General features: G+C 40.9%; 20 protein-coding genes and 1 riboswitch. Of the genes, 17 read left to right on the top strand and 3 right to left on the bottom strand.

Going from position 1 to position 24,938, the window contains the following annotated elements; genetic code table 11:
• The first annotated feature begins 172 nt into the window (after positions 1 to 172).
• The 8 genes from ACZ47N_RS09505 to ACZ47N_RS09540 all read left to right on the top strand — a co-directional run bounded on the left by ACZ47N_RS09505 (position 173) and on the right by ACZ47N_RS09540 (position 10,961).
• Positions 173 to 1,123 carry a hypothetical protein gene (locus tag ACZ47N_RS09505; RefSeq protein WP_464886315.1) on the top strand — a complete coding sequence of 317 codons (951 nt, stop codon included), beginning with the start codon at positions 173 to 175 and terminating at the stop codon, positions 1,121 to 1,123.
• A gap of 120 nt (positions 1,124 to 1,243) precedes the next feature.
• The gene (locus tag ACZ47N_RS09510) at positions 1,244 to 2,641 is read left to right on the top strand and encodes a hypothetical protein (RefSeq protein ID WP_464886316.1); all 1,398 of its coding nucleotides are present in this window, start codon (positions 1,244 to 1,246) and stop codon (positions 2,639 to 2,641) included.
• A gap of 250 nt (positions 2,642 to 2,891) precedes the next feature.
• Positions 2,892 to 2,998: riboswitch (TPP riboswitch) on the top strand.
• Positions 2,999 to 3,060: 62 nt separating this feature from the next.
• Positions 3,061 to 3,657 (top strand): YkoF family thiamine/hydroxymethylpyrimidine-binding protein, encoded by a 597-nt coding sequence (locus ACZ47N_RS09515; protein WP_464886317.1) that lies wholly within the window; start codon positions 3,061 to 3,063, stop codon positions 3,655 to 3,657.
• 18 nt (positions 3,658 to 3,675) lie between these two features.
• A complete protein-coding gene (locus ACZ47N_RS09520) occupies positions 3,676 to 4,302 on the top strand; it encodes an ECF transporter S component (protein WP_464886318.1) in 627 nt (208 codons plus the stop codon).
• Positions 4,277 to 5,986: an ABC transporter ATP-binding protein gene (locus ACZ47N_RS09525; RefSeq protein WP_464886319.1), complete on the top strand. Its 1,710-nt coding sequence runs from the start codon at positions 4,277 to 4,279 to the stop codon at positions 5,984 to 5,986. The genes ACZ47N_RS09520 and ACZ47N_RS09525 overlap by 26 nt, the downstream gene beginning before the upstream one ends.
• A complete protein-coding gene (locus ACZ47N_RS09530) occupies positions 5,979 to 6,785 on the top strand; it encodes an energy-coupling factor transporter transmembrane component T family protein (RefSeq protein WP_464886320.1) in 807 nt (268 codons plus the stop codon). Before ACZ47N_RS09525 ends, ACZ47N_RS09530 begins: the two co-directional genes overlap by 8 nt.
• A 229-nt stretch (positions 6,786 to 7,014) precedes the next feature.
• On the top strand, positions 7,015 to 8,709 hold the full coding sequence (locus tag ACZ47N_RS09535) for an HD-GYP domain-containing protein (protein ID WP_464886321.1): 1,695 nt from the start codon (positions 7,015 to 7,017) through the stop codon (positions 8,707 to 8,709).
• Positions 8,710 to 9,047: 338 nt separating this feature from the next.
• Complete coding sequence (locus ACZ47N_RS09540) at positions 9,048 to 10,961, top strand: stalk domain-containing protein (RefSeq protein ID WP_464886322.1); 1,914 nt, start codon at positions 9,048 to 9,050, stop codon at positions 10,959 to 10,961.
• A gap of 32 nt (positions 10,962 to 10,993) precedes the next feature.
• Here the strand turns inward: ACZ47N_RS09540 and ACZ47N_RS09545 are convergent, their stop codons facing one another.
• A complete protein-coding gene (locus tag ACZ47N_RS09545; protein WP_464886323.1) occupies positions 10,994 to 12,280 on the bottom strand; it encodes a Na+/H+ antiporter NhaC family protein in 1,287 nt (428 codons plus the stop codon).
• Between the two features lie 355 nt (positions 12,281 to 12,635).
• On the opposite strand from ACZ47N_RS09545, the gene ACZ47N_RS09550 reads away from it, so the two are divergent.
• From ACZ47N_RS09550 to ACZ47N_RS09570, 5 genes are all read left to right on the top strand, one after another.
• The gene (locus tag ACZ47N_RS09550) at positions 12,636 to 14,426 is read left to right on the top strand and encodes an SLC13 family permease (protein ID WP_464886324.1); all 1,791 of its coding nucleotides are present in this window, start codon (positions 12,636 to 12,638) and stop codon (positions 14,424 to 14,426) included.
• A 43-nt stretch (positions 14,427 to 14,469) separates the two neighbouring features.
• The gene (locus tag ACZ47N_RS09555; RefSeq protein ID WP_464886325.1) at positions 14,470 to 15,921 is read left to right on the top strand and encodes an MBL fold metallo-hydrolase; all 1,452 of its coding nucleotides are present in this window, start codon (positions 14,470 to 14,472) and stop codon (positions 15,919 to 15,921) included.
• A 15-nt stretch (positions 15,922 to 15,936) separates the two neighbouring features.
• A complete protein-coding gene (locus ACZ47N_RS09560) occupies positions 15,937 to 16,443 on the top strand; it encodes a YeeE/YedE thiosulfate transporter family protein (RefSeq protein WP_464886326.1) in 507 nt (168 codons plus the stop codon).
• 42 nt (positions 16,444 to 16,485) lie between these two features.
• Entirely contained in the window at positions 16,486 to 17,025 is a 540-nt protein-coding gene (locus ACZ47N_RS09565) for a YeeE/YedE thiosulfate transporter family protein (protein ID WP_464886327.1), read from the top strand.
• Between the two features lie 298 nt (positions 17,026 to 17,323).
• Positions 17,324 to 19,042 (top strand): sigma-54 interaction domain-containing protein, encoded by a 1,719-nt coding sequence (locus tag ACZ47N_RS09570; RefSeq protein WP_464886328.1) that lies wholly within the window; start codon positions 17,324 to 17,326, stop codon positions 19,040 to 19,042.
• Between the two features lie 69 nt (positions 19,043 to 19,111).
• On the opposite strand, the gene nhaC is transcribed toward ACZ47N_RS09570, so the two are convergent.
• Complete coding sequence (gene nhaC, locus ACZ47N_RS09575; protein WP_464886329.1) at positions 19,112 to 20,539, bottom strand: Na+/H+ antiporter NhaC; 1,428 nt, start codon at positions 20,537 to 20,539, stop codon at positions 19,112 to 19,114.
• A 573-nt stretch (positions 20,540 to 21,112) separates the two neighbouring features.
• On the opposite strand from nhaC, the gene ACZ47N_RS09580 reads away from it, so the two are divergent.
• Positions 21,113 to 21,451, top strand: a complete 339-nt coding sequence (locus tag ACZ47N_RS09580) for a glutaredoxin domain-containing protein (RefSeq protein ID WP_464886330.1) — start codon at positions 21,113 to 21,115, stop codon at positions 21,449 to 21,451.
• Positions 21,452 to 21,499: 48 nt separating this feature from the next.
• Here ACZ47N_RS09580 and ACZ47N_RS09585 read toward each other — a convergent pair whose 3' ends face one another.
• Entirely contained in the window at positions 21,500 to 21,871 is a 372-nt protein-coding gene (locus tag ACZ47N_RS09585) for a metallopeptidase family protein (RefSeq protein ID WP_464886331.1), read from the bottom strand.
• A 163-nt stretch (positions 21,872 to 22,034) separates the two neighbouring features.
• On the opposite strand from ACZ47N_RS09585, the gene ACZ47N_RS09590 reads away from it, so the two are divergent.
• The 3 genes from ACZ47N_RS09590 to ACZ47N_RS09600 are packed head-to-tail and all read left to right on the top strand — an operon-like array spanning position 22,035 to position 24,926.
• Complete coding sequence (locus tag ACZ47N_RS09590; protein WP_464886332.1) at positions 22,035 to 22,832, top strand: DnaJ domain-containing protein; 798 nt, start codon at positions 22,035 to 22,037, stop codon at positions 22,830 to 22,832.
• A 28-nt stretch (positions 22,833 to 22,860) separates the two neighbouring features.
• Entirely contained in the window at positions 22,861 to 24,051 is a 1,191-nt protein-coding gene (locus tag ACZ47N_RS09595) for a coenzyme F420-0:L-glutamate ligase (RefSeq protein WP_464886333.1), read from the top strand.
• 53 nt (positions 24,052 to 24,104) lie between these two features.
• Positions 24,105 to 24,926, top strand: coding sequence for a tRNA threonylcarbamoyladenosine dehydratase (locus tag ACZ47N_RS09600; RefSeq protein WP_464886334.1), 822 nt, complete (start codon positions 24,105 to 24,107; stop codon positions 24,924 to 24,926).
• The last annotated feature ends 12 nt before the right edge of the window (positions 24,927 to 24,938 follow it).

A 24,938-nucleotide genomic window follows, 5' to 3' on the forward strand; every position in this document is an offset into this window, starting at 1 on the left:
GAGGTGCGGGTGGGAAAGTGTCAAGGGAAAGATCAGCGCACCACATCTCTTCACCGGGAGCGAAGCTCCGACAAGGGGTAGGGTCAGGCGGGTCCGGTTCAGAGACGTCGCAAACACGGAGATGTTAAGTGAAAGTGGCAACATAAATTTGGAAGAAGGAGAACATAAGATAATGCAAAACATATTTGAGACCATAGCAGATGGTGACAATTATAAAGTTGTATATTTCGATATTCATGTTCTAGAACGTTACTTCAACAATCCTAAATATCATGTATTCTACTCAGGATATCGTGGATCTATTTCAATTAAAGATGAATATTTTGATGATAACACAGAGACTGAATATATTAAGAACTTTGGTCTTGCGTATGAAAAAAAGGATCGAGAAAAAAGAGCCATTGCTACATTTGCATCTGATCTTGCAAAAATATCAAAAAAAGCTCAGGGACATTGGTATTCATACTTACTAGAGAATTCTGAGGATTACTATCTTAATAATGGATTTATTAAAAATCTTATATATGGTGAGTGGGTTGAGGAGATATCAATTTTTGATGCTCTTTTAATGGAGATTCATTTTATCAACGAAATGTGTGAGAGCATTCAAATCTATAAGATGTATAAGGAAAAGTTCAAATATAATACGATGAACAAAGAGGATAGACCTATAAACTATCATATCGTTTTATTGCCAACGAGAGATAACTATTATAATTTTATTAACACTTTAGAAAAGCTTGTTGTGAATAATGTGGAACCCAAAACATTCACTCAAGATGCTTTTCTTATTAAAGGTGTTGAGAGAAAAACTAAAGAAGGGTTTAATAAAGGGACACTGGTTTTATTAAGTGAATGGCTTCAGCGAAATGTTCAATCTGATGATATAGAAAAGAAGGTAATAAAGCCGCTGAAAAAGCTTAGAAAAATCAGACAAAAACCTGCTCATCACTTATACGATAATGTGTATGACGAGCAAATTTGGATAGATCAAAAGATGTTAATGCATGATGTTTATACAGCTGTGAGAAACATTAGACTATTACTATCTAGTCATCCATTTGCTAAGGATGTTCAAATTCCTAAAACCTTATTTGAGGGTAAAAAAATAGTTCAGTACTAGAAAATATCGCCAACTTCACTTAACAGCGTATTTCCAACACAACGGGAAAGCGGTAGGATCGTTGCGTAGCAAACACAGAGGCGTTAGACGTAATTATTATCTCAGTATTGGAGGAAATTTATGGAATCAAATATTTTGATGGATAATGCAACATTAACAAGTATACAGAGAGCATTAGGTTTTATGAAGACTAAGAATGATTCTGTCTTTGATTTGGAGTTATCAAATCTGGAGAATCTATGTGAAACATTGTTATTTAACGATGATGTATTTATACCTCATGACATATATATTAGTGATTTTATAACGGAACGGAAAGCGTTGTTTAGTGATATTGGTATAAAGAATCTTGAAATAAACCCAGAGTTATTAGCTGATGTTGAAGAAATAGCATCAAGAGAGTTTTCTAGGTGGTATCTTGACTATCAAGATGATCAAGAAGGTTTATTTAATAGGATAATGAATATGATGGATATCTATATGAAATTTGTATGGAACTATCGGTCATCTGAGTATTGGTTAGTACTTAGAGCATTTCAATCTGCCGAAAAAACTAGTGAGCAAAGAATACCGATTTTTGAATCAATATTAGGTGATTCTAATAAGGGGATTTGGACACCCTATAACAAAAATAAGCATCATGCGATTTTAGATGTTTATGGTAGAGAAATGACTGAAGATAAGCTTCAAGATGGATACAATTTAATGGTGGGGCCAAAGAAAATGATGGCTGCAATTTCATGGAATGTGTATCGATCAATTTATTATAGGATAATCGCTACATTAAATGATTTAACGTACTCGCCTCATTCATTAAGGGGAATTGGCGCAGTAGTAGATGCAATAACAGCTAATGAGAAATGTGTAACAGGTGATTTGCTGAGTCAATATGGATTTCCGAAGTCGAGTAAAACAATAACTGATTCTCTGCAGGAGATAATGATTTCACAAAAGAAGGAGCTATTTAATGTTGGTGCTATATCTGGCGCAAACACTGTTGCTTTACCAGCGATGCTAGCATACGTGATAGAAAAAGCAGGCTCACGAGAAGAGTTCTTTGAAGTGTTGACAGAATTAAAACAGCATAAACGTTTGATAGATTTAAGAGCTGGATTGAGAGGGTTTGAATCTGCTGTTAAAAGTGGAGATAATAATGGTATCAGAGCATGGAATGGAGAGCTGGGTAGAGTTTCTATTGCAGTAAGGAAAGAGATAGGTATTGATGACTCTCGTTTAGAGCTAAACCCATTATCGTATATATCTGGAGGTAGTGTGAATGCCGAAGGTTTAGGTATTCCTATTCCAAAATCCTTGAATAGAATAGTAGGAAGGCCTTCGAGTTGGAAACTATGGTACAGAGAAGTTGTGTTATCAATAAGAAATGTAGCTAGAATTGGTAATAATTATGAAAAGGTTAAGTCGTGGGCTACATTTGAAGATACTGAGGGAAGTAACTGGTACTCAAAGAAAGATTATCCTATGAAGTACACCCAGACACTAGATCAAGGTATTAGCTAGTGTAGGATAATAACTACGCCTAACAAGTAAATCCACCATTAGGGGCATCTATTTTTGCATTTTATCCATTTAAGATTCAAAAAAGTTCGAGAAAGCCTGTAACGTTTTGCCTCTCGTAGTGTTTAAGGAAAAAAACATACAATAGCACTCAGCAATTGCAGAATGCAGAAAAGAAATACGGATTGGTTTCAATACAGACTGGTTCATTTGACACTCCATCGATAATAAAATATAATCAGGCTACAACTTCATGTTTTTCTAGGGGAGCCAGCAAGAGCGGCTGAGAGGATGAAAGAATCATCGACCCTTTAACCTGATCTAGGTAATACTAGCGTAGGGAAGGCAGTAGGCGTAGTTTATAAAGCCCGGTTCCTTGCCGTGGCTTTTTTTTAATGAAAAAAACAGAAAGGATGAACAAAATGAAAGAAAATCCAATGGGTTGTGGCAATTCACCGTTTTTTGGTTGTCGCTTTTCTCTGTACCCGATGACAAATCAATTTGTACCTGTTATTTTAGAGGCCATCGAAGAGATGAAACGTCCGGGAATCAAGGTGGAAACGGATGTGGTCAGTACCTGCATGACGGGTGTGGAGGTCAATGTATTTGCGGCTTTGCGAGACGGACTAGCCAGTGCGGCGGCAATAGGCCAGCATGTGGTCATGTCTACCACCTTTTCCAAAGGTTGCCCTGGTGAAGGGATGGTAAATCTGGAGGAATATGATTTTCCGGCAGATACAGACTTCTCAGCAAAAAAGGGTAGTGAGTTGGAAGTGAGTTGCCAGTTTAGCCTATACCCTTTAGGCCATGAAAATTATATGCAGATGATTAATGAAGTGGTGGACATGGTGAAAGAAGCTGGTATTTATAACGGCTCTGCTCATTTTTGTACGAATTTGGAAGGCAGCATTGAAGAGGTGTTTCGTGTGCTTGAAGAAGTGTTTGCCTATGCAACAAAGCAGGTTGGCCATGTGGTGATGACGGCAACGCTTTCCTGTAACAGTCCCAGCAAAAAATAAGGAATGGAGGATGAATAAATGTCTGTTTTACCTAAAACCCATAAATGGCAGTTAAAAGAAATAATTGTCATGAGTGCCATTGGGGTGGCTTTTGCACCTCTTTACATGGCTTGGATTCAAGTTTGGGCCATTGCTACTGGATTACTGGGGCCCATTGGGCTGGATATTGTTTTTGGATTTTGGTTTGTAGTGTCCATTATCTGTGCCCATATTTTTCGAAAGCCGGGAGCGGCTTTAATCTCCGAGTGGATTGCGGCGGTTGTTCAAATACCCCTTGGTTCGCCTTCGGGAGCATGGCTTATTTTATCCGGTTTTATTCAAGGCTTTGGCGCAGAAGTCCCTTTTTGGTTAACCAAGTATAAACGGTTTAATACAGGGATCCTGATGCTCTCGGGTGTAGGGGCTTCGATTGCCAGCTTTGCATACAATTGGTTTCGGTTTGGATATGCGGGGCTAGCTCCCGGTCTTCTGATAACCATGTTGGTGATCCGCATTATCAGTGGTGCTGTCCTTGCTGGTTTATTAGGGAAGGGAATTGCCGAAGGACTAGCGGCTACTGGTGTGTTAAACAGTTTTCCCTTAGGCAAAGAATGGCGTGAAAAAAGGAGTAAAGCGGTTCATGAAAAATATACTAAGGATTCATAATCTCTCTATCCAATATCCTTATACGGATCAGCCCACACTCTTTCAGATCTCCTTCTCGATAGCCCAAGGAGAATCCTTGCTGATTGTGGGAGCCAGCGGCTGTGGCAAGAGTTCTTTAGCCCTTGCCATAGCAGGGCTTTTTCCCAGATCTATTGAAGCGGATCAAACAGGGAGCATATATTTGAAAGATAAAGACGTTGGGGACTTGGCACCAGGAGAGGTATGTCAACAGGTAGGACTGGTTTTTCAGGATCCGGAAGCTCAGTTTTGTATGCTGACGGTGGAGGATGAAATTGCTTTTGGATTAGAAAATGCAGGCGTGTCTCCAGATATTATGGATAGCCGCATTGAAGAAGCCCTTGAAATGGTAAATCTGACAGAGCATCGCCACAACCATACCCATCGATTATCTGGAGGAATGAAACAACGGGTGGCTCTGGCCTGCGCCTTGGCCATGCATCCCCCCATCCTTATTTTAGATGAACCCACGGCTAATCTGGACCCGGCGGCGACGGAAGATTTTTTTCAGTTGTTGGAAACCTTGGTGGCGAAAAAGCAATATACGATTCTTCTGATAGAACACAAACTGGAAAAAGCTGCTACGTTGATGGATCGGGTTTTGGTCATGGACCAGGGAAAGGTGATTGCCGATGCACCGCCTCGTCATGTGTTTTCCAAGCAAAGCCAGTTGCTGATGGATATTGGTGTTTGGCAGCCCTATGCTAGTGAACTGGCTGGCATTCTGAAGCAAGATGGGATTACCATGACGCCATACCCCCTGACGGTTCCGGAGCTCATAATGGATGGGGAAAAGCATGAGGGGAAACGAAAAGCACTTTTAGAGCAGGTAGCCTATAGAAAGGATTCATCCGTTGCTGCTACCGAAGAAGGGAGTCTGCCGGCTATCGATTGCCAGCAGGTTTCCTTTCGCTATAAAACGCCTTTTCAGGAAGTGCCGGTTTTGGAAGATCTTCAATGGCGAGTTGAGCCCGGTAGTTTTGTAGCGCTTCTTGGGGAAAATGGCATTGGTAAAAGCACTTTGGCTCGACTGACCTTAGGGTTGATTAAACCCACAGCAGGCAGCATCTCTTTGTTTGGGAAAAAAACCAAGGCGTTATCGCGGCGAAAAATTGCAGAAATGGCTGGCCTGGTGTTTCAAAATCCAGAGCATCAGTTTATTACAGATTCGGTTTGGGAAGAAATTGCTTATTCCCTAAAGCTGGCAAAGGTACCGGGATCGGAGATTATGCCACGTGTGGAAGAGTTGTTAACAGAGTTTTCTTTGGAGAAAAAAGGGGATGCGAATCCCTTTACCCTTAGTCAGGGTGAAAAACGTCGGTTAAGCGTGGCTTCTATGTTAGCTACGGATCAACAATTGCTATTGCTGGATGAGCCTAGCTTTGGCCAGGATTATACCAACACCTATAAGCTGATGAATCTGATCAAGCAGCGACAAGTAAAAGGTTGTACAGTGGTTATGATTACCCATGATATGCGATTGGTTTGGGAATACGCCACGGAGGTTGCCTTGTTGTCGGAAGGGAAGATCCTTTATGCTGGAACCCCGCAAGGTCTTTTTAGTCAACAACCGCTCTTGGAAGCCTGCGCATTAAAGCCGCCACTAGCGTTGACCATTCTGGAAAAACTACAATCCAAGGAAGAAGTAGGTGTTCTGAATGTTTAATTATTATGAAGGGCAGTCCTTACTCCATCAAATGAACCCGGTATTAAAACTGGGAAGTATAGGGATCAGTATGATCTTCTTGACCTTTTCCTTTGATCCCTTTGTGCCATTGACCTTGCTCATCATCATGCTTACTTTGTCCTACTGGATAGGAAAAGTGCCTTTAGCGGCGATGCTGAAAGGATTGCTGCCTTTTGTTTTGCTGGCTTTTGGCTTTTTTATGATGCAGGTACTGTTTCCTCGAAGCACCGATGATCCGGTATTTATTAGCATGGGACGTATCATGATTTCTCAACAAGCTTTCTTTCGTGGCTGTGCCTTGGCCTTTCGGGTCTTGGCTTATGCGGCCTATGCCCTGTTGTTTGTTGCCACCACAGACCCTACGGAGTTACTGCTGAGTTTGATGCAACAAACCAAACTCTCGCCTAAATATGGCTATAGCATGTTAGCCGCCTATCGTTTTTTTCCTTTATACCAATCAGAGTTTGCTACCCTGAAAGAAGCTCATCTGGTTCGTGGTGGAAGGGAGCGAAAAGGACTGAAAGGAAAAGGGGAACAATTGTACCGTTATGCTATTCCGCTGCTTGCTCAGGCCATACGCAAAGCAGAGCGGGTGGCTATTGCCATGGAAGCCAGAGGATTTACAGGTGAAAGCGGACGTAACTATTTTAAGAAAATAACCGTCACTCCCATGGATTGGGTACTGGCTCTGTTTTTGTTTGCATTGGTACCTGTGGTTATGGTGGTGATGAATCATTTTCAGGTACTATATGTTTGGGACGGGTCTTTGTTTTTCTAAGGAAACAATAGATAGGTTTAGGCTTAAGCCCCCAGAAGCGTTTGGAAAATTTAGGGTCTTGTGATAAAATAAGTAAAAAGTCCCGACTTCTTTATTCTGTAGTAGGACGTCAAGGACAGGAGAAGTACAGTCCAAAGATCCTAGCTAGGATTATCTCAGAAAAAAAAGAAGGTTTTAAGGAAACATTCCAATGGGTATCTTGGAACTAAAAAAATTCTGGGGGTGAAGTATGTTAGGGAATATTCTAAAGACAACTCATCAGACCTATGATGTACAAGTGGAAAAGATCATTCATTGCATTCAAGAAGCACTAGGAATAGAAGACGAAAAATTTGACGTCTATGGAAGGGTGTTTCCCAGCCATAACTTCAACAAGGAATTATGTTATTTATTTCAAGGCAAAGCCTTTAAAGCAATAGACTCGGAGGTTAGCCAAGAAGAATATTTGAAAGTCAATGAAGGAGAATATTTTACAGAGCATAAAATATATAGAAGTTCCCATCAACTTACTTGGGAAATAAGGATCTATACCTCTGATATTCATAAAAAAAACATGATAGGAGAGTTTTTAATAGAAACTCCTCCGACGGAAGCAATTCTTAAAGGGATTCAAGGCTTATGGGACAGTCAATTATTCGAGCAATCCATTACCATGACGATTCAATATATTTATAACAGAATTATGCTGGGAAATTCCTTCCTATATAATATTGAAATATACATTGACCTTCTTTCTATTCGAGATCCTTATATGCCTTATCATGCACAAAATGTTTCGGATTTTGCACTGATGATTTATGACGCCTTGAATCTGGAAAAATCCTTGGTGGGTCGGTTGAATCTATATATTGCTGCACTGCTACATGATATTGGAAAATTGGTGGTGCCAGAAAATATTTTAAAAAAATCTTCTGTGCTCACCAAAGATGAGTATAAAAAAGTGAAAGATCATCCTAGTCTGGGCTATGAGATCATGCGAAATCAAGTGATTGGATTAAAATTGCTACAGGATGTACCTGTGTATATCAAACATCATTCAGAATGGTATGATGGCAGTGGATATCCTGAAGGCCTTGCAAAAAAGGATATTCCATTGTTTAGTCGTATTATTATGGTGTCTGATGCTGTAGATGCAATGCTATCACAGAAGGAATACCGAGAATCCTTTCGGGTAGAAGAGGTGATTGGGGAACTGAAAAAATATGGCGGCAAGCAGTTTGATCCCATAATAGCGGATAAAGCCGTGGAGTTGCTGAAAAGCAAAAATCGATTTTTAGATATTACAAAAAGAATGGACACTGCTTTTTTGGGCGATGTATCCTTGAGTGTAATCAATAAAGAGGTTAATGGCATTGACACCTTTCAAGGACATTTATTTTATGGCAGAAGAATTTCTTCCTTGAGACTAAGCAAAGGATGGCAAAAGGAAGAAACATCGATACATCCAAAGAATGGAATTCTCAGTTTTTTTGTTCAAAAGACATTTGTTCAATACGAAGTGAGTATCAAAAAAATAGACCAAGAAAGCATTGCTTTGGAATCTTTTGTTTGGAAACCCACAGACAAGTATTTTTCTATTATGTGGGAAGAAGAAGGATTTATTAAAAAGATCAAACATAAGAGGATCCCCATAACCATTATCAGGGTTGGTGGAAATTCACTTACTTTCCAAGTCAAACAACCGAGTGGTCTTGATGAACGTCAAGCTAGGGAATTTAAATTAAATGATTTTGTAGAAATTCATTTCACCTTGGAAATAGATGAGTTGAAGGAGTCTTTTATGGTGGATAGCCTTATAATGGATATTCACGAGTTTTCTGAAAGAAGATTATATAGTGTAGAATATCAAGATATCCTAACAAAGGATCAGGATCGTTTGTTTAAGTTGATGTTTAAAAAACAAATGAGTCAAAGAAATTCCTAAGGACATAGAGATCATCGGGAATCGCGTATATTTCTCTGTTTCTTGGACATCCTTTTAAAGCCTTGGTAAAGAGGACGGATTTTAGGTGTATTCACGAACCTACCCAAAATGGGTAGGTTCTTTTTTTGCGTAAGCGTTAAAAACCACCCTTTTTGTGTCTGGTGGTTCATCGTATGGTTGTGTAATCTCAAAGGAACAACTGGAAGTAGTGGAAGATTGGATGATAAACCTAGGGGGGTGCTAATTTTAGGAAAGGATATGGAAGGCAATAAATCGAAGAAGATGGATTTGATGCAGGAAGGGAAGACATAGGGTAAAAGTGGTGAAAGGAGATTATTATGAAAAGAAGAATGATGGTAGTTATGTTCGCCATGGCTTTGCTTGTTTTCTTGTTGCCGGGGATCGTGGAGGAGGTAGAAGCTACTAATTTGGCTAGGGATTTAATTGTTGAATATGATTTTTCGGGAAATCTTACAGATAGGTTAGGCAATTCCACCTTAAGGACTTTTGGACGTGAAAACGACGGGAACAATCGTAATAATGCTACATCGGGCTACGGAAGAGATGGTAATGGAACATATTGGCAATGGACTTCCACTGAAAGTAGAGGGGGAGGGTTTTGGATTGATATTGATCGGGATATTAGCGAAAACTATACTGTAGGAGTTCGGTTTTCCTTTGAGGAAACAGGGCCTTCTTGGAAAAAAATTATTGATTATAAAAATAGTGCCAGCGACAATGGATTCTATTTTTACGACAATGGGAAACTACAGTTCTACCCTCACTCATCCTTAGGAGAAACCCGAATTTCCAATAATCAAGTGGTTGATGTGGTTGCAAGTCGATCCTCTAATGGAGAGTTTAGTGCCTATTTAGTTCGAGGCGGAGAAGCCTATAAAGAACTGAGTGTAAACGATTCGAGACAAGATGCAGTTCCAGCGGTGATTGATGGCAAAACGCGGTTAGGGTTCTTCTTCGATGACATTAGAACTTCCAGCGAAGCCACTTCCGGTGGGAAAGTCTATAGCATCCGTGTGTGGGATGAACCTATTGAAGAAAGACAAGTAGATGTTGCTTTGGAGGAAGATGCATCTAGGGCACCGACGGCTCCTACGCAGGAACCAGTGGCTACGGCAGGCCAAGAAGAGAATAACCTGATCTTCGATAATAATAATATCGCTGGGGTAATCAACGGACCTACCACCCCTACGCGTTTTACGATTCATCAGCCACATACCATTACAAAAGTAGAAACCTACCATTGGAATAATCAGCAAGGAGCTCCTGCAGGAAGCATTGGTCTGCAACATGGGGATGGAACCATGTATGGCCCATGGCGAGCAACAGCACGGACAGGCTATTTGGAAACTCAAAATGCCTATTGGTTTGTAGAGCCTAATGTTACTATCAAAGCAGGCACCTATACGGTCATCGATTCCGATCCTTCCACCTGGTCACAAAACAGTCAATCCAACAATGAAGGTTTTGCCAGGGTCTGGGGAAATGCTGAAGGTACCGCTCCTGCAAGTCCAAGTCCAGATCCGGAACCACCAGCAAGTGGAAGTCCTGAGGTAGAAGCAACGGATGCTGGAAATAGAATGGAGTGGCCGAAGGTCTCTGGAGCCTTAGGATACCGGATATTCCGATCTACGGATGCCAACATTTTGGGGGATTCGGTTACGGATTTCTTTATTGAAGAACTACCGTTTATAGATGTGAATATTCAGCCTAATACAGATTATTACTACACAGTAAAACCAGTGCTTCGAGAAGCAAATCCACTACAAGACATCGAAGAAGAACTGGGTGAGGCCATTGCCACGTACAGAGTACGTAGTAGTTCAACTATGATTGCCAGCAGTCAGCAACGAAATTTTATCATTCTGACCATTGATAGACCAAATATGATTGTTAATGGAGTATCTGAAGAAATAGACCCAGGTCGGGGGACGGTGCCAGTCATAACCTCTGGTAGAACCATGGTACCTATTAGAGCCATTGTAGAAGCCATGGGCGGCTCTGTTGCCTGGGATGGAAGTGACAATAGAATTACCTTGAATGCCAGAGGAAATCAGGTGGAAATGTGGCTGAATCGAAATGAACTTCGTGTGAATGGAAGGATGGAAAGAATGGATGTAGCACCGGTTTCCATTGATGGAAGAACTTTTGTACCACTTCGGTTTTCAGCAGATAATCTGGATGCTACAGCAGAGTGGATCAATTCTACCAGAGAGGTAGTCATTATTTTTTAGCCGACTGGATCGGATAAAATCATAGTCGTTGACTAAGCTTGTTCATCATTAAGAGGTGTAGTGCAAAGGGATTTAGTGGGGGATAGAGACTGAGGTTTCTTGATCCAATAGCTAAACCAGCTACAAAGCGGCAGTACGTATAAGTAAAAGGCAAAGGGCAAAAAAGCAACTCGGTCCACTTGAAGTACGGTGGTAGGAAACATGGCTGCAATATTCCAAGGGATTAATGCAGCAATAATGACAGAGCTGTCCTCCAGGTCTAGGGCCAAGCGTTGTTGGAAATCTGGAAGCCATTGATAGTTATCTTGCATGACATTTGCTGTGAAAACAATGGAAACCGTTTGGTTTCCACCGAAACCTGCAGTAATAAAGCTGGTGAGGATCATGTAGCCAAATCGCTTAAAGCCGGTAATGGAGCCGGTAATTCGTTGAATAACAGGATCGAGAAAGTGGGAGCCATAGATGACCTCTGCTAGCATACAGGACGTTAAGACAATGACTGCCGGCAATGCCATGGAGACTAGTCCACCGCCTTGTATTACTTCATAGAGCGGATTGGATGCTGGTAGAGAAAAACCTAAGACCATAAACCTAAAGGCTTCGGTTAGAGAGTAGTGTTGATGAAAAACCGTTACTGCCAGGGCGGCAACTAAACTGCTGCCCATGGCAATTTTTACGTTAATCTGAAAAAACGAAAGTAGAATCATTATAATGGCAGGAAGAAGAGCCTTCCAGCCTATCTGAAAGGATTCTAATAATTCATGGCTCATGACTCCGTCGGCAGGCTGTAGGGGAAAGCCTATGGATAATAGGGTATAGAGCACAACTGTAATCAGGAAGGGGAGAAGCATGGTGCGAGCCATGTTTCTTAGGTTTTCAAACAAATTGGTTCCAGTTAGAGTAGCTACTAAATTGGCACTTCCAGACATGGGAGAAAAGCGATCCCCAAAGTAAGCTCCAGCAATAATAGCACCTGCAGCCATGGCTAAATTGGCATCGCCACTGCGAGCCAGAGTGATAAGGGCGATGCCCATAGTGCCACAGGTACCGAGGGCAGTGCCAATAAGCATAGAAACCAAACAACAGGCAAGAAAAGCGACCAGATAATACAGGGATGGGTGCAGGATTTGTAAGCTATAGTAAACGATGGCGGGTACAGTACCAGCGGCCATCCAAGTACCGGTAATACCGCCGATGAGGACAAAAATTTTTAGAACTGGCAATGATTTTCGTAGGCCTGTTGCTAAAAAAGCCGATAGTTGACGTTGGTTGTGGCCATAGTGCAAAGATAGAAGGCTAAATAACAGCAAACCAGCCATCAGCGGGTATCCAACAAAAAGGCCGAAAGAAAGGCTTGCAAGGATCAATAAGAAAGTGAATAAAAAGGTTAGAAAAATCAGCATGAGGATACCAGCCTTTCATGAAGTATTGTGGACGCACTAGTCTTCCTTATTATAACATTTGATTAAGGCTTAAGCCACCGGCGGAAATCCGTAAAAATCATAACCATATCGCGTTTCTTTAGAAATAGATTAATCCATAGGGGTTGATCTTTTTTGATTGACAAAAACAGTGCTAGGAAATATACCGAGTTACCATAGGTATAGGGTTTATATTTGGATATACAGGGTATTTGTTTTAAAAGCCAAGGATCAAGGAAAGAGAGGCGATTTCATGGAAGCTCCGATGATATTGGTATATGGGCTGCTAGTATTTACGATTGTCATGCTAGTATTGGATCTTCTGCGGATTGATGTAGTCGCCATAGGGGTGATGCTCACTTTAGGATGGACAGGTGTTTTGACAACGGAAGAAACCTTTTCTGGATTTTCCAGTAATGCAGTGATGGCGATGATTGGCGTTATGATGATGAGCCATGGCTTGTCTCAAACCGGTGTTATTGATCGACTGTCCCAACGGATTGTAGAGAAGGTGGGTGCTGAAAAAAAAAGGATTTGTTTTTTTATTTCCATGGTGGCAGGAATTTTATCAGGCTTTATGATTACCGTGGGCGTTGCCGCTATTTTTTTGCCAGTGATTCTTCGGATCTCAAGAAAACAGAAAATTCCAGCATCTGATTTAATGATTCCTATGGGGTTTGGTGCCATTTTGGGAGGGAACCTTACCATGGTAGGATCTGCACCACTCATTGTTTTAAATGATCTTCTTCTTAAGGATGGGGTGGAAAGTTATGGGTTGCTGGCAGTATCGCCAGTGGGAATAGGGCTTTTATTCTCGGGTCTATTCTATTTTTGGGTGGGAGGTCAGTGGCTCTTACCTAAAAGAGAAGATCAGAGCAAGAAAGAGTCCATCCAAGAAAAGCTCATGGAGCAGTTAGATTTGTGTGGCAATATCGAATACTATCAAATACCTAAAGAATCGGCTTTGGATGGAAAGACCGTAGAAGGGTCTGGCATTTGGAAAGAGAAACAGATTCATTTGTTGGGGATTGCAGGAAAAGAGGGAATCACCTGTGCTCCTTGGCGGGGTGCGCCCCTTTATGAGGGCCAGTATCTGGCTATTCAGGGAGAGGGAAAAATTCTTGATAGGTTTGCTTATCAGTATGGATTGAAAAAAACTAAGGAAAGGAATTTGTTTCCATTGTTGGCAGATTCGGAGGTTTCGGGTTTTGTGGAAGTGGTGGTACCCCTAAGGTCTAAAATTGCAGGAAAAACCCTTCGGGAGTTTTCTCTTCGTAAGAGGTATGCGGTGGAGCCGTTGATGTTATTTAGACAAGGTGAAAGAATAGAAGAAGATTTATCGGATTATCAAATTCATCAAGGAGATACTTTGGTACTTCATGGATTATGGGATCACATAGAAGAACTTGATAAGAGTGAGGATTTTTTGGTTATTACGCCTTTTGAGAAAAAGACACAAGTGCCTGGAAAAACTCGGATATCCATAGCTTGCTTCCTGGTAGCCGTGGCATTGACATTGATGGGAGCACCGGTATCCATGGCGTTTTTAACTGGTGCAGTCTTAATGGTGTTACTGGGAGTTTTGAAAATAAGCGAAGCATATCAGGCCGTAGATTGGAAAGTGATTTTTTTGTTGGCAGCACTGATTCCCTTGGGGACGGCCATGCAAAATACAGGTGCGGCGGAATGGTTGGCAGAACAGGTTATGAAGACCATCCAAGGTGGACCTCCCATTTTATTCTTGATAGCCGTAGCCCTAATGGCTAGCTTTTTTTCGCTATTTATGTCTAATGTGGGGGCGGTAGTAGTGTTAGTGCCCCTTGTAACCAACATGGCTAATATTGCTGGCCTAGATCCCAGACCAGTGGCACTTTTGGCAGCGGTGTGTGCCTCCAACTCTTTTATGTTGCCAACGCATCAAGTCAACGCATTGCTGCTATCACCAGGAGGCTATCGAAATGCCGACTTTATGAAGGCAGGAGGTGGGATGACGCTTATCTATTTGGTGGTGGTGGTGACAATGTTTTATTTGTTCCTTATGTAATGCTGGTTTTTATAAAAAGGTGAACATAGAAAGGGGAAAAAAGATGCTTTTAAAACATTATTTTACGGAGAAAATTGCCCATAGTTCTTATATTTTAGCAGGACAGAAATCTTGTGCTGTTATTGATCCTCAGAGAGATGTGGATCATTATATTGAAGAGGCTCGTGGAAAAGGGTTAGAGATAACCCATATTATTCAAACACATCTTCACGCAGACTTTATTTCTGGTCATATGGATTTGGCTGAAAAAACAGGAGCGACTATTTATGTAGCTAAATCCGCCAATTGCACTTTTGAACATGTAGGCCTTTCTCAAGGAGACACCATTGAACTGGAAGATATGGAATTGCAAGTATTGGAAACTCCGGGTCATACACCAGAACATTTAAGTTATGTGGTAGTGGATAAATCTAGATCAGATAGCCCAGTGGGTGTATTTACTGGGGATACATTATTTGTTGGAGACGTAGGTCGTCCGGATCTTTTTCCGGATAAAGCCCAAGAGTTGGCAGATAACCTTTATCATAGCCTTCATGATAAACTTATGCAGTTGCCAGATTATTGCGAAGTTTATCCAGCCCATGGTGCGGGCTCTCTGTGTGGACGTGCGATGGGAGCTAAATGGCGAAGTACCATTGGATATGAGCGATGTTTTAATCAAGTGCTTCAGATAAAAGATAAAAAAGAGTTTATCAAATCCCTAACGGAAAATATGCCTCCAGCACCAGATCATTTTAGTCGATGCAGCGATGTGAATCGAAAAGGACCAGCGAAGCTAAAAGAACTGCCTCTATTAGAGGAATTGTCTCCTAGGGATTTCTGTCAAAAAATCCAGGAGGATGAGTATGTGGTATTGGATACGCGAAGCTATTTGGCTTTTGGAAGTCAACATATTCCAGGAGCGTGGCATTTGGATTTAAGCGGGAATTTTCCAACTTTTGCCGGGTGGGTTCTTCCGACAGACAAAAAAATCTTATTAGTAGCAGATGACTTTAGCAAAGCTCAGGAAGCAGTATTATGGGCAAGACGTACTGGTGTTGATAGGATTGTAGGATATCTAGAGGGCGGATTGACAGGTTGGGCTACATCTGGTCTTAGGACGGCGTCTGTTCCTCAGATTTCAGCAGAAACCTTGCATGATATGGTGGTAGGTGAGGGAGATTTTATCATGTTAGATGTTCGGGCTCCTGGAGAATTTGAAGACGGCCATATTCAAGGCGCTGTAAATATTCCTGTAGCAGAATTGCGAACACGGTACAAGGAACTGGATCCAGAGAAAAAAATGGTTTTAGCTTGCAGTTCTGGAAATCGATCTAGTTTGGGTACGAGTATTTTAAAACAACGTGATTTTCAAGATGTTATTAATTTAGCTGGAGGGATGACAGGCTATAGTGCGGCAGGGCATGCCAAGGAATGTCGTGCATGTGTAAACCCTCATGGTTCTAGGTTTTACACAGCTTATCGAAAAAATCCTGCGGAGAACATGGAAAGCTAACGGGAGGGTCGTTGGATGAATTTTTTGATGGAAGTAAGTTGGTCGCCTTATGTGGTAGGAATAGGGATTGGAGTCCTTAGTTGGTGCACCTTTCTAATATCCAATAAACCCATCGCTTGTTCTACTACTTTTGCTAAAAGCAGCGGAATGATCGAAAAATTTTTTCGAGGAGAAAAAGTGGCTGAAAAAGCCTATTACGAAAAAATCAATTTAAAAATAGATTGGCAGTTTATGTTGGTGATTGGTATTGTATTAGGATCTTTCCTTTCGGCAATGCTTTCCGGAAGTTTTGAACTGCAATGGGTACCGAACTTATGGGCCAGCACCTATGGTGCTAATCCAGTATCACGCCTTGGTGCTGCAATAGTAGGAGGTGTTTTTCTGGGATTTGGTGCCCGTTGGGCGGATGGATGCACCAGTGGCCACGGGATTAGTGGAACCATGCAGTTGACTCTTTCTAGCTGGGTTTCGGCCATCAGTTTTTTTGTTGGTGGAATTCTAGCAGCTCGGCTTTTATTCTAGGCCATGTAGGAACCTAGATAGAAGAGAGAAAGGAGGGATAGGTTGAAAAACAATAATCAGTTGATATGGGGGCTTGTTTTTGGTATTCTGTTTGGTTTTTTGCTCCAAAAAGGTGGGGCGACTCAATACGATGTCATCGTTGCTCAGTTATTACTAAGGGATTTTACGGTTCTGAAGATAATGCTATCCGCCGTAGTTACTGGGATGATTGGCATCTACTTTATGAAGCATAAAGGATGGGTTCAACTGCACCCTAAGAAAGGATCTGTCGGTAAAAACCTTATAGGCGGTTTGATCTTTGGAGTTGGCTTCGCTCTACTGGGATACTGTCCTGGAACTATCGCCGGTGCCGTTGGAAATGGATATCTGGATGCAGCCGTTGGTGGATTGATTGGGATCTTTATTGGAGCAGGAATTTTTGCTGCATATTATCCACGGCTTAAGGATGGAATTCTTCAAAAAGGGAACTATGGAGAGGTATCTTTGCCACAGCTGTTTAAAGTCAACGATTGGGTGGTTGTTATTCCGGTGGCATTGTTGATTATTACGCTGTTGTTTTGGTTAGAAGCTAAGGGATTATAATAGAGTTAGCAGGATGATCCTGCTAACTCCTGTTAAGGCTAAGGATAAGGTGCAAGGGAAAAGAATCTTGCACCTTGTCTTATTGCGTAAGGATAGGGTGGATAATTTTTTAATGGGTTTTTTGAGGAGAGCTAAAGACGAATACCCATTGTGATGTTGATCCTTAACCTTGACAATCACTATAGACAGAAGAATGTCTAATAAGGATTGAATAAACCTATTCATCTGTGTATACTAAAAGGTAATTGCGGTAAAAGCTCTTTATGCAAAATCCAAGCAGAGACTGGGGTGGAAGATAGTGACCTTATTGAATTTCGAAGATTTAGAATCCGCAATGAAGGCTATGGATATTGGGTTGATTTTGATGGATAGCGAAGGCGTGATTACGGCTTTTAATAAGACGGCTGAGAAAATACTTCAAATTTCACGTGAGAGTGCGTTGGATTCTAAGTGTTCTGAGGTTATTCCTCAAATTCAGATCTGTGATTTGCTGCAAAGTGAGAAGAAGGATATGACAGAACAAATTTTGGTTGGGCAAGAACGGATTAAAGTAACGTCTTCTTCATTAAAGCAAAAGGAACAAATAATGGGTGTTATAATCTTTTTGCGACGAATATCAGATGGACAGAATCTTGCGGAAGAATTGGTTCAATCCAAGACCATCAATGAAGAACTGAAAAAAATTATTGATTATTCCTATGATGGTTTTTGGATAACAGATGGAGAAGGCTATACCATTATGGTGAATAGTGCGTATGAGCGAATCTCTGGTGCCAAGGCCAAAGATCTGGAAGGGAAGCACATGAAAGAATTGGAGGCGGAAGGTTTTTGCTCTGAATCAGTAACTCTGAAAGTGCTTGAACAAAAAGTGCCCGTCACCCTAGTACATGAATTGTTTTCTGGGAAAAAGGTGATGGTAACTGGAAATCCAGTATTTGATTTAGAGGGCAACATTACCAAAGTAGTGACAAATGCTCGAGATATATCGGAATTGATTGAGTTAAAAAACAAACTGGAAAAAACACAGGCCTTAACGCATCATTATCAGAAAAAAATGAGTGAAATCCAAGCAAAGTGCGGCGAATATGAATTTGTTGCCAAAAGCAAAGAAATGATCACCTTAATGAATCAGGCATCCAGATTGGCTGAGTTTGATTCAACAGTTCTCATCACAGGAGAAACCGGCGTTGGTAAAGAAGTAATTGCTCGATTTATTCAGAAAAACGGCAATCGAAAAAACAAACCCTTTGTGAAGGTGGACTGCGGAGCCATTCCTGAGAACCTTTTAGAAAGTGAACTGTTTGGTCATGAATCTGGTGCCTTTACGGGAGCCCTTAAAAACGGAAAGCCAGGGAAATTTGAAATGGCGGATACAGGCACTATCTTACTAGATGAAGTGGGGGAATTGCCAAAAGACCTTCAGGTAAAAATACTGAGAATGATTCAAGATTTTGAGTTGACAAGAGTAGGGGGCGTTACGCCTCAAAAGTTGGATGTTCAAGTCATTGCATGTACAAATCGGAATTTGGAAGCTATGGTTGAAAAAGGAGAATTTAGGGAGGATTTATACTACAGGTTAAGCGTGGTACCAATTCATATTCCACCTCTTCGGGAAAGAAAAGCGGATATTCCATTTCTTGTTCGTCATTTTGTTCGGCATTATAACGAAAGATACAGTGTGAACAAAGGGGTTTCAGCTTCGGCGATGGAAGCCATGGTAGCTTACTCATGGCCAGGGAATGTTCGAGAAGTTGAAAACTTAATTGAAAGATTAATTATCATGACACCGCATAATACCATAGAATACCAAGATTTGCCGCCTCAACAAAAATACAGTGAAAATAAATCGATGAATAAACTGTCTCTGCCAGAAGCTGTAAGTAGCTTAGAGAAGAGAATGTTACAAGAAGCGGCAGAAGAACTGGATTCAACAAGAGAAATAGCCCAAAAACTAGGCGTGTCCCAGTCTACGGTAGTTCGGAAATTGAATCGGTATGGCTTAGGAGTAAGAGAATAAAATAAGAGGGTTGCCTTAAGGCAACCCTCTTATTACTTGCTGAAGTATTTGTTCAAAGGAAGTGGTACATTAATCTGCTAAGATTCCTTTAGCGGCATCCTTTGGATCGTCTACTTTAGCCACATCAAATCCTACTAATGCAAAGATCAATGAAATAGCCATTGCAGCTAGAATGAAAAATGCGTAGGGTGCATATGCAAAGGGGTGGATTCCATAAAGACCGTATACAAAGACACCACAGGGGCCCCAAGGGATCAATGAGGAAGGTAAAGTACCCCAGTTTTCAGAAATTCTGGTAACATTTTTTGCGTGCATGCCTTTTTCTTCAAATGCATGTTTAAAGGTTCTACATATTAATGTATGGGTTAGGTAGTGAGATAGAACCGTTACAATGAGGAATAGGGTAGTAAAATGAGCAGAAATCAAAAGTGCTTTCGGTGTTTTTGCTATGCTAAGCAGTTTTTCAAGGATGACTTCAGTCATTCTCGTGTGTTCAATGATTCCGCCAAACATTAAGGTGATCAATATCATTGAAATAGTCCACATCATACTGTGGAGTCCACCTCTGGAGAGAACGCCATCAACAACTTCCATACCACTATCCATTACATAGCCATAATGCATTGAAGTCATAACAGATCCGAAGTTAGATCCTTGGAAAATCATAGCCCAAAGGCCTCCAATAATAGCACCAAGCGATAAGGCTGCAATGGGAGGAACTCTTTTGAAGATCATTATAAGTACTAAAATTAAAGGCAGGAACATAATGGGATTAATATTAAAGTTCGAGGTCATAGCACCGCTAATTTCTGCAACTTGACCATAATCCATACCTGAGTCTGCAAAACGCAAACCTATGATTCCAAAAAGAACTAAAGCAATTACATAAGCAGGACCTGAAACCTTTAGCATATGTTTTATGTGGTCATAAATATTAACGCCACCAGTACCAGAGGCAACAACTGTAGTATCGGATAGCGGAGATAATTTATCGCCAAAGTATGCACCAGATACGATAGCCCCTACGGTTATGGCACTAGGTACTCCCATTCCCTCGCCGATTACAAACATAGCAAGTCCAACGGTACCCAGAGAGTTCCAAGAGCTACCGGTAAAAACAGATACTAGAGAACAAACAATGAGAGTAGCAATCAAAAACACCTGGGGTGAAATCATTTGCAAGCCATAATAAACGATTGATGGAACAATGCCTCCTTCAATCCAGGCACCAACTAAAATACCAACAATGGTTAGAATTAAGACGGCATCAAGGGCGAAGTTAATTCCTTTAAGCATTCCCTCCTGTACAGTACTCCATTTATGGCCCATCCAAAAGATGGCTACTGCTGCTGCAACGACGACAGCGAAAAACAATGGGATATGAGCGTCAACGCCATAACCTTGGTAGCCAACCATAACAAGAATCACTAAAGCAATAAAAGGTGTAAAAGCTTGAATCGTAGTTGGTTTAGAAAAATGTTTATTATTATTTTCCATTTAACAGACCCCCCTATAAATTATAAATGCGTTTTAAATCATAAAGATTAAAAATGTGCTTAATAGTGCTTTGGTTTATCCTGCTTTAGTTTGGTTAAATTATTTTAAATGATCGACCTCCTTATATTCCCGTGGCTTCAAGTCTTTTTTCACCTCCGTGGATATTGAGTTTATAGGATTTATTTGTTCATAGATTAAATTGTTGCAATATTCATGCCACTGTTTCGATTCCCTAAGGCAATGGGTTCACGGTCTTAGATACAAGGCTTTGAACTGTTTGTGAATCAAGAAAGACAGTAATTTTTTTTTATTAAGGAAGAAAGGCCTATACATTCATGTATTTTCAAACGATTCAGAAAGTACTCAGCTGATTCTAAATTGAATCATTTGCCAGTATTTACTGAATATAGCTGCAAAACTTCATGGATTGGAAAGCATAGGGAGCGAGATTTCTTGTTATGCTGCATTTGTGTGGGAAGAAGTGATAGAATAAGAGTAGAGACAGGAGAAAGAATAGGTTTATGATAAAAGCAAAACAAAACAAAGCAAAGCAAAGCAAAGGGAGTGAATGATGTGAAAAGAATTACGGCATATACCACAAACTCGTGTCCCCACTGCATTAAAGCCAAAGAGTATCTTGCTAAAAGTGGGTATCTGTATCAAGTAAGGGATATAGATAAAGATCCAGGGGCTAGGGATGAATTCTCTAAACTAGGGGTACAGGGGGTTCCGGCTTTTGAGATTGGAGGAGAATTGGTGGTGGGCTTAGACCCAGAAAAACTGGAAAAGCTTCTTGATTATATCATCAAACCTTGTCATAATTGTCACCGTAAAATGAGAATTCCAAAAGAGAAAGGAAAAATTCGGGTTACATGTCCTCACTGCAGTCACAGATTTGTCATCCATACCTAGAGGAAACTGAAAAGACAGAGGGATGTAGTACGTAAGATTGGATTGTTGCTATTTTAAATAGCGATGCATTTGTTCTTCATCTTTTTTTTCCAGCCCTCGTTCTCCAGCTAGGTTTTCCAAATGATGCGTAAATTCATGAAGCAGGACATCTTTTATCTTTGTATAGAGTCTTTTTTCAGATAAGTGAGGATAAATCTTCCGAAAAGAACCATAATAGAGGGTGATTTGTCGGCCAGTTTGGTCGCGTTTATATTCACCCATAATATAGAGCGGTTGTCCAGGCTTAGTTTGTGCATGTTTTTTAGCTCTTTCCAGCAAAATGATGCCTCCATTAAGTTCCTTGAAAAAATCTGGAGGTATTTCTTCTGCAATAAGGTTGAGCATTTCATGAAAACTGTCTATAGTGGGAAATTTTTGCATGATAATCCTCCTACTCTTTTTTCTTATTGTATGTCATGACCAGGACTTTTTTCAAGGAGACATTTCACCCAATGTCTTTCTTTTTGTATTTATTCTTAAAGGACTTTTGTGTTATGATGGATTGTGATTGAAAAATTTTTTACCATAAGGAGTATCCTGTTCAATGAAATGGATTAAAAAACTAATCGGAAAGCTTATCTATGGATTGGCCAAAGGGGTTTCTCATTTTCTAGATGGATTTATTTATATGATTGAAACTGGCATTCTTTTAGCGAAGAGTTTTATGAAAGGATGCGCCCTGCTTATCAGCATGGGAGGATGCCTTTTTTTTCTGTTGATGATTGGACCTCTGGGATCTCTTTTGCTTCGGAATCCAGGAGTACTTTTCTTGGCAGCGCTTATCATGATATTTCCCATACTGGGTGCTATTTCCATCGTTTATCTAAAATATTTTAAATATGTTGTTACGAATTACCTATTTCATTTATCGTCTTATCTTATGGGGGAGGAAAAGCTTCAGTACCGACGATTTAGAGCCTTTAAAGAGGACTTTAGAAAAGCTGAAGAAGAAAAAGCTCGAAAAGAGCGGCAGCGACGTTATGAACAGCAAAGGCAATGGGAAGAACGATTTCGCCAATGGAATCAACAAAATGCTGGTTGGGGACGTGGCGGGCATCAAGGAAGTTTTGGTGGTGGATATGGAGGCCAAGGAGGTTTTGGTCATACGGGAGGCAACCCTTATGACGCTTTTAAAAAGAAGTATCAGGAAAGTTGTGAAATTTTGGGCGTTTCAGATCAGGCGGATCAGTATCGGATCAAATTAGCTTATCGAAAAAAAGCAAAAGAATTTCATCCAGATGTGAATAAGCATCCAGAAGCAACCCAGCAATTTCAGAAGATTAACGAAGCGAATGAGTTTTTAACTGAGGAAAATATTAAACGATATCAACAGATAAAATAAAAACAAAACAGGTGAAGGGGAATCATTCATGAAACGATGTGTTGGCACCGTTGCAAGAGGCATACGTACACCGATTATTAGTCAGGGAGACTGCATAGAGGATATGGTTGTTCAGAGTCTTCAACAGGCGGCGGAAGTAGAAGGGTTTGAGATTAAGGATAAAGATATTATTGGGATTACAGAATCTGTTGTGGCAAGGGCCCAAGGCAATTATGCCAGCGCAGATCAGATTGCTGCAGACATAAAGGAAAAGTTTAACGGTGATACACTGGGGCTGCTGTTCCCGATTCTCAGTCGTAATCGATTTGCGGTATTGTTAAGGGGTATTGCCAGGAGTACGAAACATGTAGTGCTGATGTTTAATTATCCTTCAGATGAAGTAGGCAACCCCTTAGTGGATATTGATGAACTAGATGCCAGAGGCATTGACCCATGGACGGATCATTTAACGGAAGAAGATTTCCGAAATACTTTTGGCGTAACAATCCATCCTTTTACTGGTGTAGATTATATTCAGTACTATCGTTCTATCATTGAAGAAAGCGGCGCTGAATGCACGATTCTTTTTTCAAATCGAGCGGAAACCGTACTCCAACATACGGATCAAGTGCTGACCTGTGATGTTCATACGCGCTTTCGTACGAAAAGGCAACTATTAAAAGCCGGCGCCAAAAAAGTGCATGGTCTTGATGAAATTCTGACACAATCCGTTGATGAAAGTGGCTATAATCCAGGATATGGGCTGCTAGGGTCCAATAAAGCAACGGAAGAAACCGTAAAACTGTTTCCGAGAGATTGTCAGACATTGGCAGAGTCAATTCAAGAAAAATTGAAGGCAAAAACCGGAAAAACTGTGGAAGTCATGATTTATGGAGATGGTGCTTTCAAAGATCCTCAGGGAAAAATCTGGGAATTGGCGGATCCGGTAGTGTCACCAGGCTATACCGCAGGGTTAGAAGGAACACCTAATGAGGTGAAGATAAAGTATTTAGCAGACAATGATTTTTCGGATTTAGCTGGGGACGCTTTACAGGAAGCTATTTCCAATCATATTAGCAACAAAAAAAAGGATTTGGTAGGCGCTATGGAAGCACAAGGGACTACGCCTCGAAAATTGACGGATTTGATTGGTTCGCTTTGTGATTTAACCTCTGGAAGTGGAGATAAAGGTACTCCTATGGTCTATATTCAGGGTTATTTTGACAGTTATGCGGAATAGCATAGGCTAAAACAAACAAAAGAGGACGTTATCATGGAATGGGATGTGAAAAAATGCTACATGCATTTTCGAGAAGTGAAATGCTATTGGGAAAAAATGGATTGGACCAATTGGCAAACAGTCAAGTTGCCATTTTTGGCATTGGTGGTGTAGGCGCCTTTGCGGCGGAAGGATTGGTGCGATCTGGCCTTGGTAGATTTATATTGGTGGACGATGATGAAGTATGTCTGACGAATTTGAATCGTCAAATCCACGCAACACGAAAAACCATTGGGAAATCAAAGGTAGAAGTGATGCGTGAAAGAATTCTGGAAATCAATCCAAAAGCCGAAGTGATTACTTGGAAGCGATTCTATATGGAGTCTAGAGAAAAGTCTTCTACTAAGCTGGCATCAGTGGATAATCCTCTTTACTGGGAAGAAGTGCTGGGATTTCATGAAAGACCAGGTCAGTCCATTGATTACATAGTAGATGCCATCGATACGGTTTCTGCAAAATTAGATCTGGTTACGAAGGCCTGTGAAACGGGAATCCCTATTATCAGTAGTATGGGGGCTGGAAACAAATTGGATCCGACCAAGTTTCAAGTGACGGATATTTACAAAACACAAATCTGCCCTCTGGCTAAAGTGATGCGAAAAGAGCTTCGAAACCGAGGGGTGCCAGGGTTAAAAGTGGTTTACTCTCAGGAAGAGCCTATTAAGCCGATCATGGAAGAAGAGAATAGTTGCATCAGTAATTGCGTTTGCCCAGAGGGAACAAGTCGTACCTGTTCTACCCGAAGAGCAATTCCTGGTAGCGTTTCTTTTGTTCCTTCCGTAGCTGGAATGATTCTTGCTGGAGAAGTAGTGAAAGCTTTAATAGAAAAACCTTAAGCGTAAGGAGGG

The sequence above is a fragment of the Tindallia texcoconensis genome (genome assembly GCF_055383815.1).

Excerpts from the sequence above, each read along its gene's own strand:
- ACZ47N_RS09540 (WP_464886322.1), top strand. The coding sequence starts at position 9,048 with ATGAAAAGAAGAATGATGGTAGTTATGTTCGCCATGGCTTTGCTTGTT.
- ACZ47N_RS09520 (WP_464886318.1), top strand. The coding sequence starts at position 3,676 with ATGTCTGTTTTACCTAAAACCCATAAATGGCAGTTAAAAGAAATAATT.
- ACZ47N_RS09555 (WP_464886325.1), top strand. The coding sequence starts at position 14,470 with ATGCTTTTAAAACATTATTTTACGGAGAAAATTGCCCATAGTTCTTAT.
- nhaC (WP_464886329.1), bottom strand. The coding sequence starts at position 20,539 with ATGGAAAATAATAATAAACATTTTTCTAAACCAACTACGATTCAAGCT.
- ACZ47N_RS09505 (WP_464886315.1), top strand. The coding sequence starts at position 173 with ATGCAAAACATATTTGAGACCATAGCAGATGGTGACAATTATAAAGTT.
- ACZ47N_RS09590 (WP_464886332.1), top strand. The coding sequence starts at position 22,035 with ATGAAATGGATTAAAAAACTAATCGGAAAGCTTATCTATGGATTGGCC.
- ACZ47N_RS09525 (WP_464886319.1), top strand. The coding sequence starts at position 4,277 with ATGAAAAATATACTAAGGATTCATAATCTCTCTATCCAATATCCTTAT.
- ACZ47N_RS09550 (WP_464886324.1), top strand. The coding sequence starts at position 12,636 with ATGGAAGCTCCGATGATATTGGTATATGGGCTGCTAGTATTTACGATT.
- ACZ47N_RS09510 (WP_464886316.1), top strand. The coding sequence starts at position 1,244 with ATGGAATCAAATATTTTGATGGATAATGCAACATTAACAAGTATACAG.
- ACZ47N_RS09600 (WP_464886334.1), top strand. The coding sequence starts at position 24,105 with ATGCTACATGCATTTTCGAGAAGTGAAATGCTATTGGGAAAAAATGGA.
- ACZ47N_RS09535 (WP_464886321.1), top strand. The coding sequence starts at position 7,015 with ATGTTAGGGAATATTCTAAAGACAACTCATCAGACCTATGATGTACAA.
- ACZ47N_RS09560 (WP_464886326.1), top strand. The coding sequence starts at position 15,937 with ATGAATTTTTTGATGGAAGTAAGTTGGTCGCCTTATGTGGTAGGAATA.
- ACZ47N_RS09545 (WP_464886323.1), bottom strand. The coding sequence starts at position 12,280 with ATGGCTGGTTTGCTGTTATTTAGCCTTCTATCTTTGCACTATGGCCAC.
- ACZ47N_RS09595 (WP_464886333.1), top strand. The coding sequence starts at position 22,861 with ATGAAACGATGTGTTGGCACCGTTGCAAGAGGCATACGTACACCGATT.
- ACZ47N_RS09515 (WP_464886317.1), top strand. The coding sequence starts at position 3,061 with ATGAAAGAAAATCCAATGGGTTGTGGCAATTCACCGTTTTTTGGTTGT.
- ACZ47N_RS09530 (WP_464886320.1), top strand. The coding sequence starts at position 5,979 with ATGTTTAATTATTATGAAGGGCAGTCCTTACTCCATCAAATGAACCCG.
- ACZ47N_RS09585 (WP_464886331.1), bottom strand. The coding sequence starts at position 21,871 with ATGCAAAAATTTCCCACTATAGACAGTTTTCATGAAATGCTCAACCTT.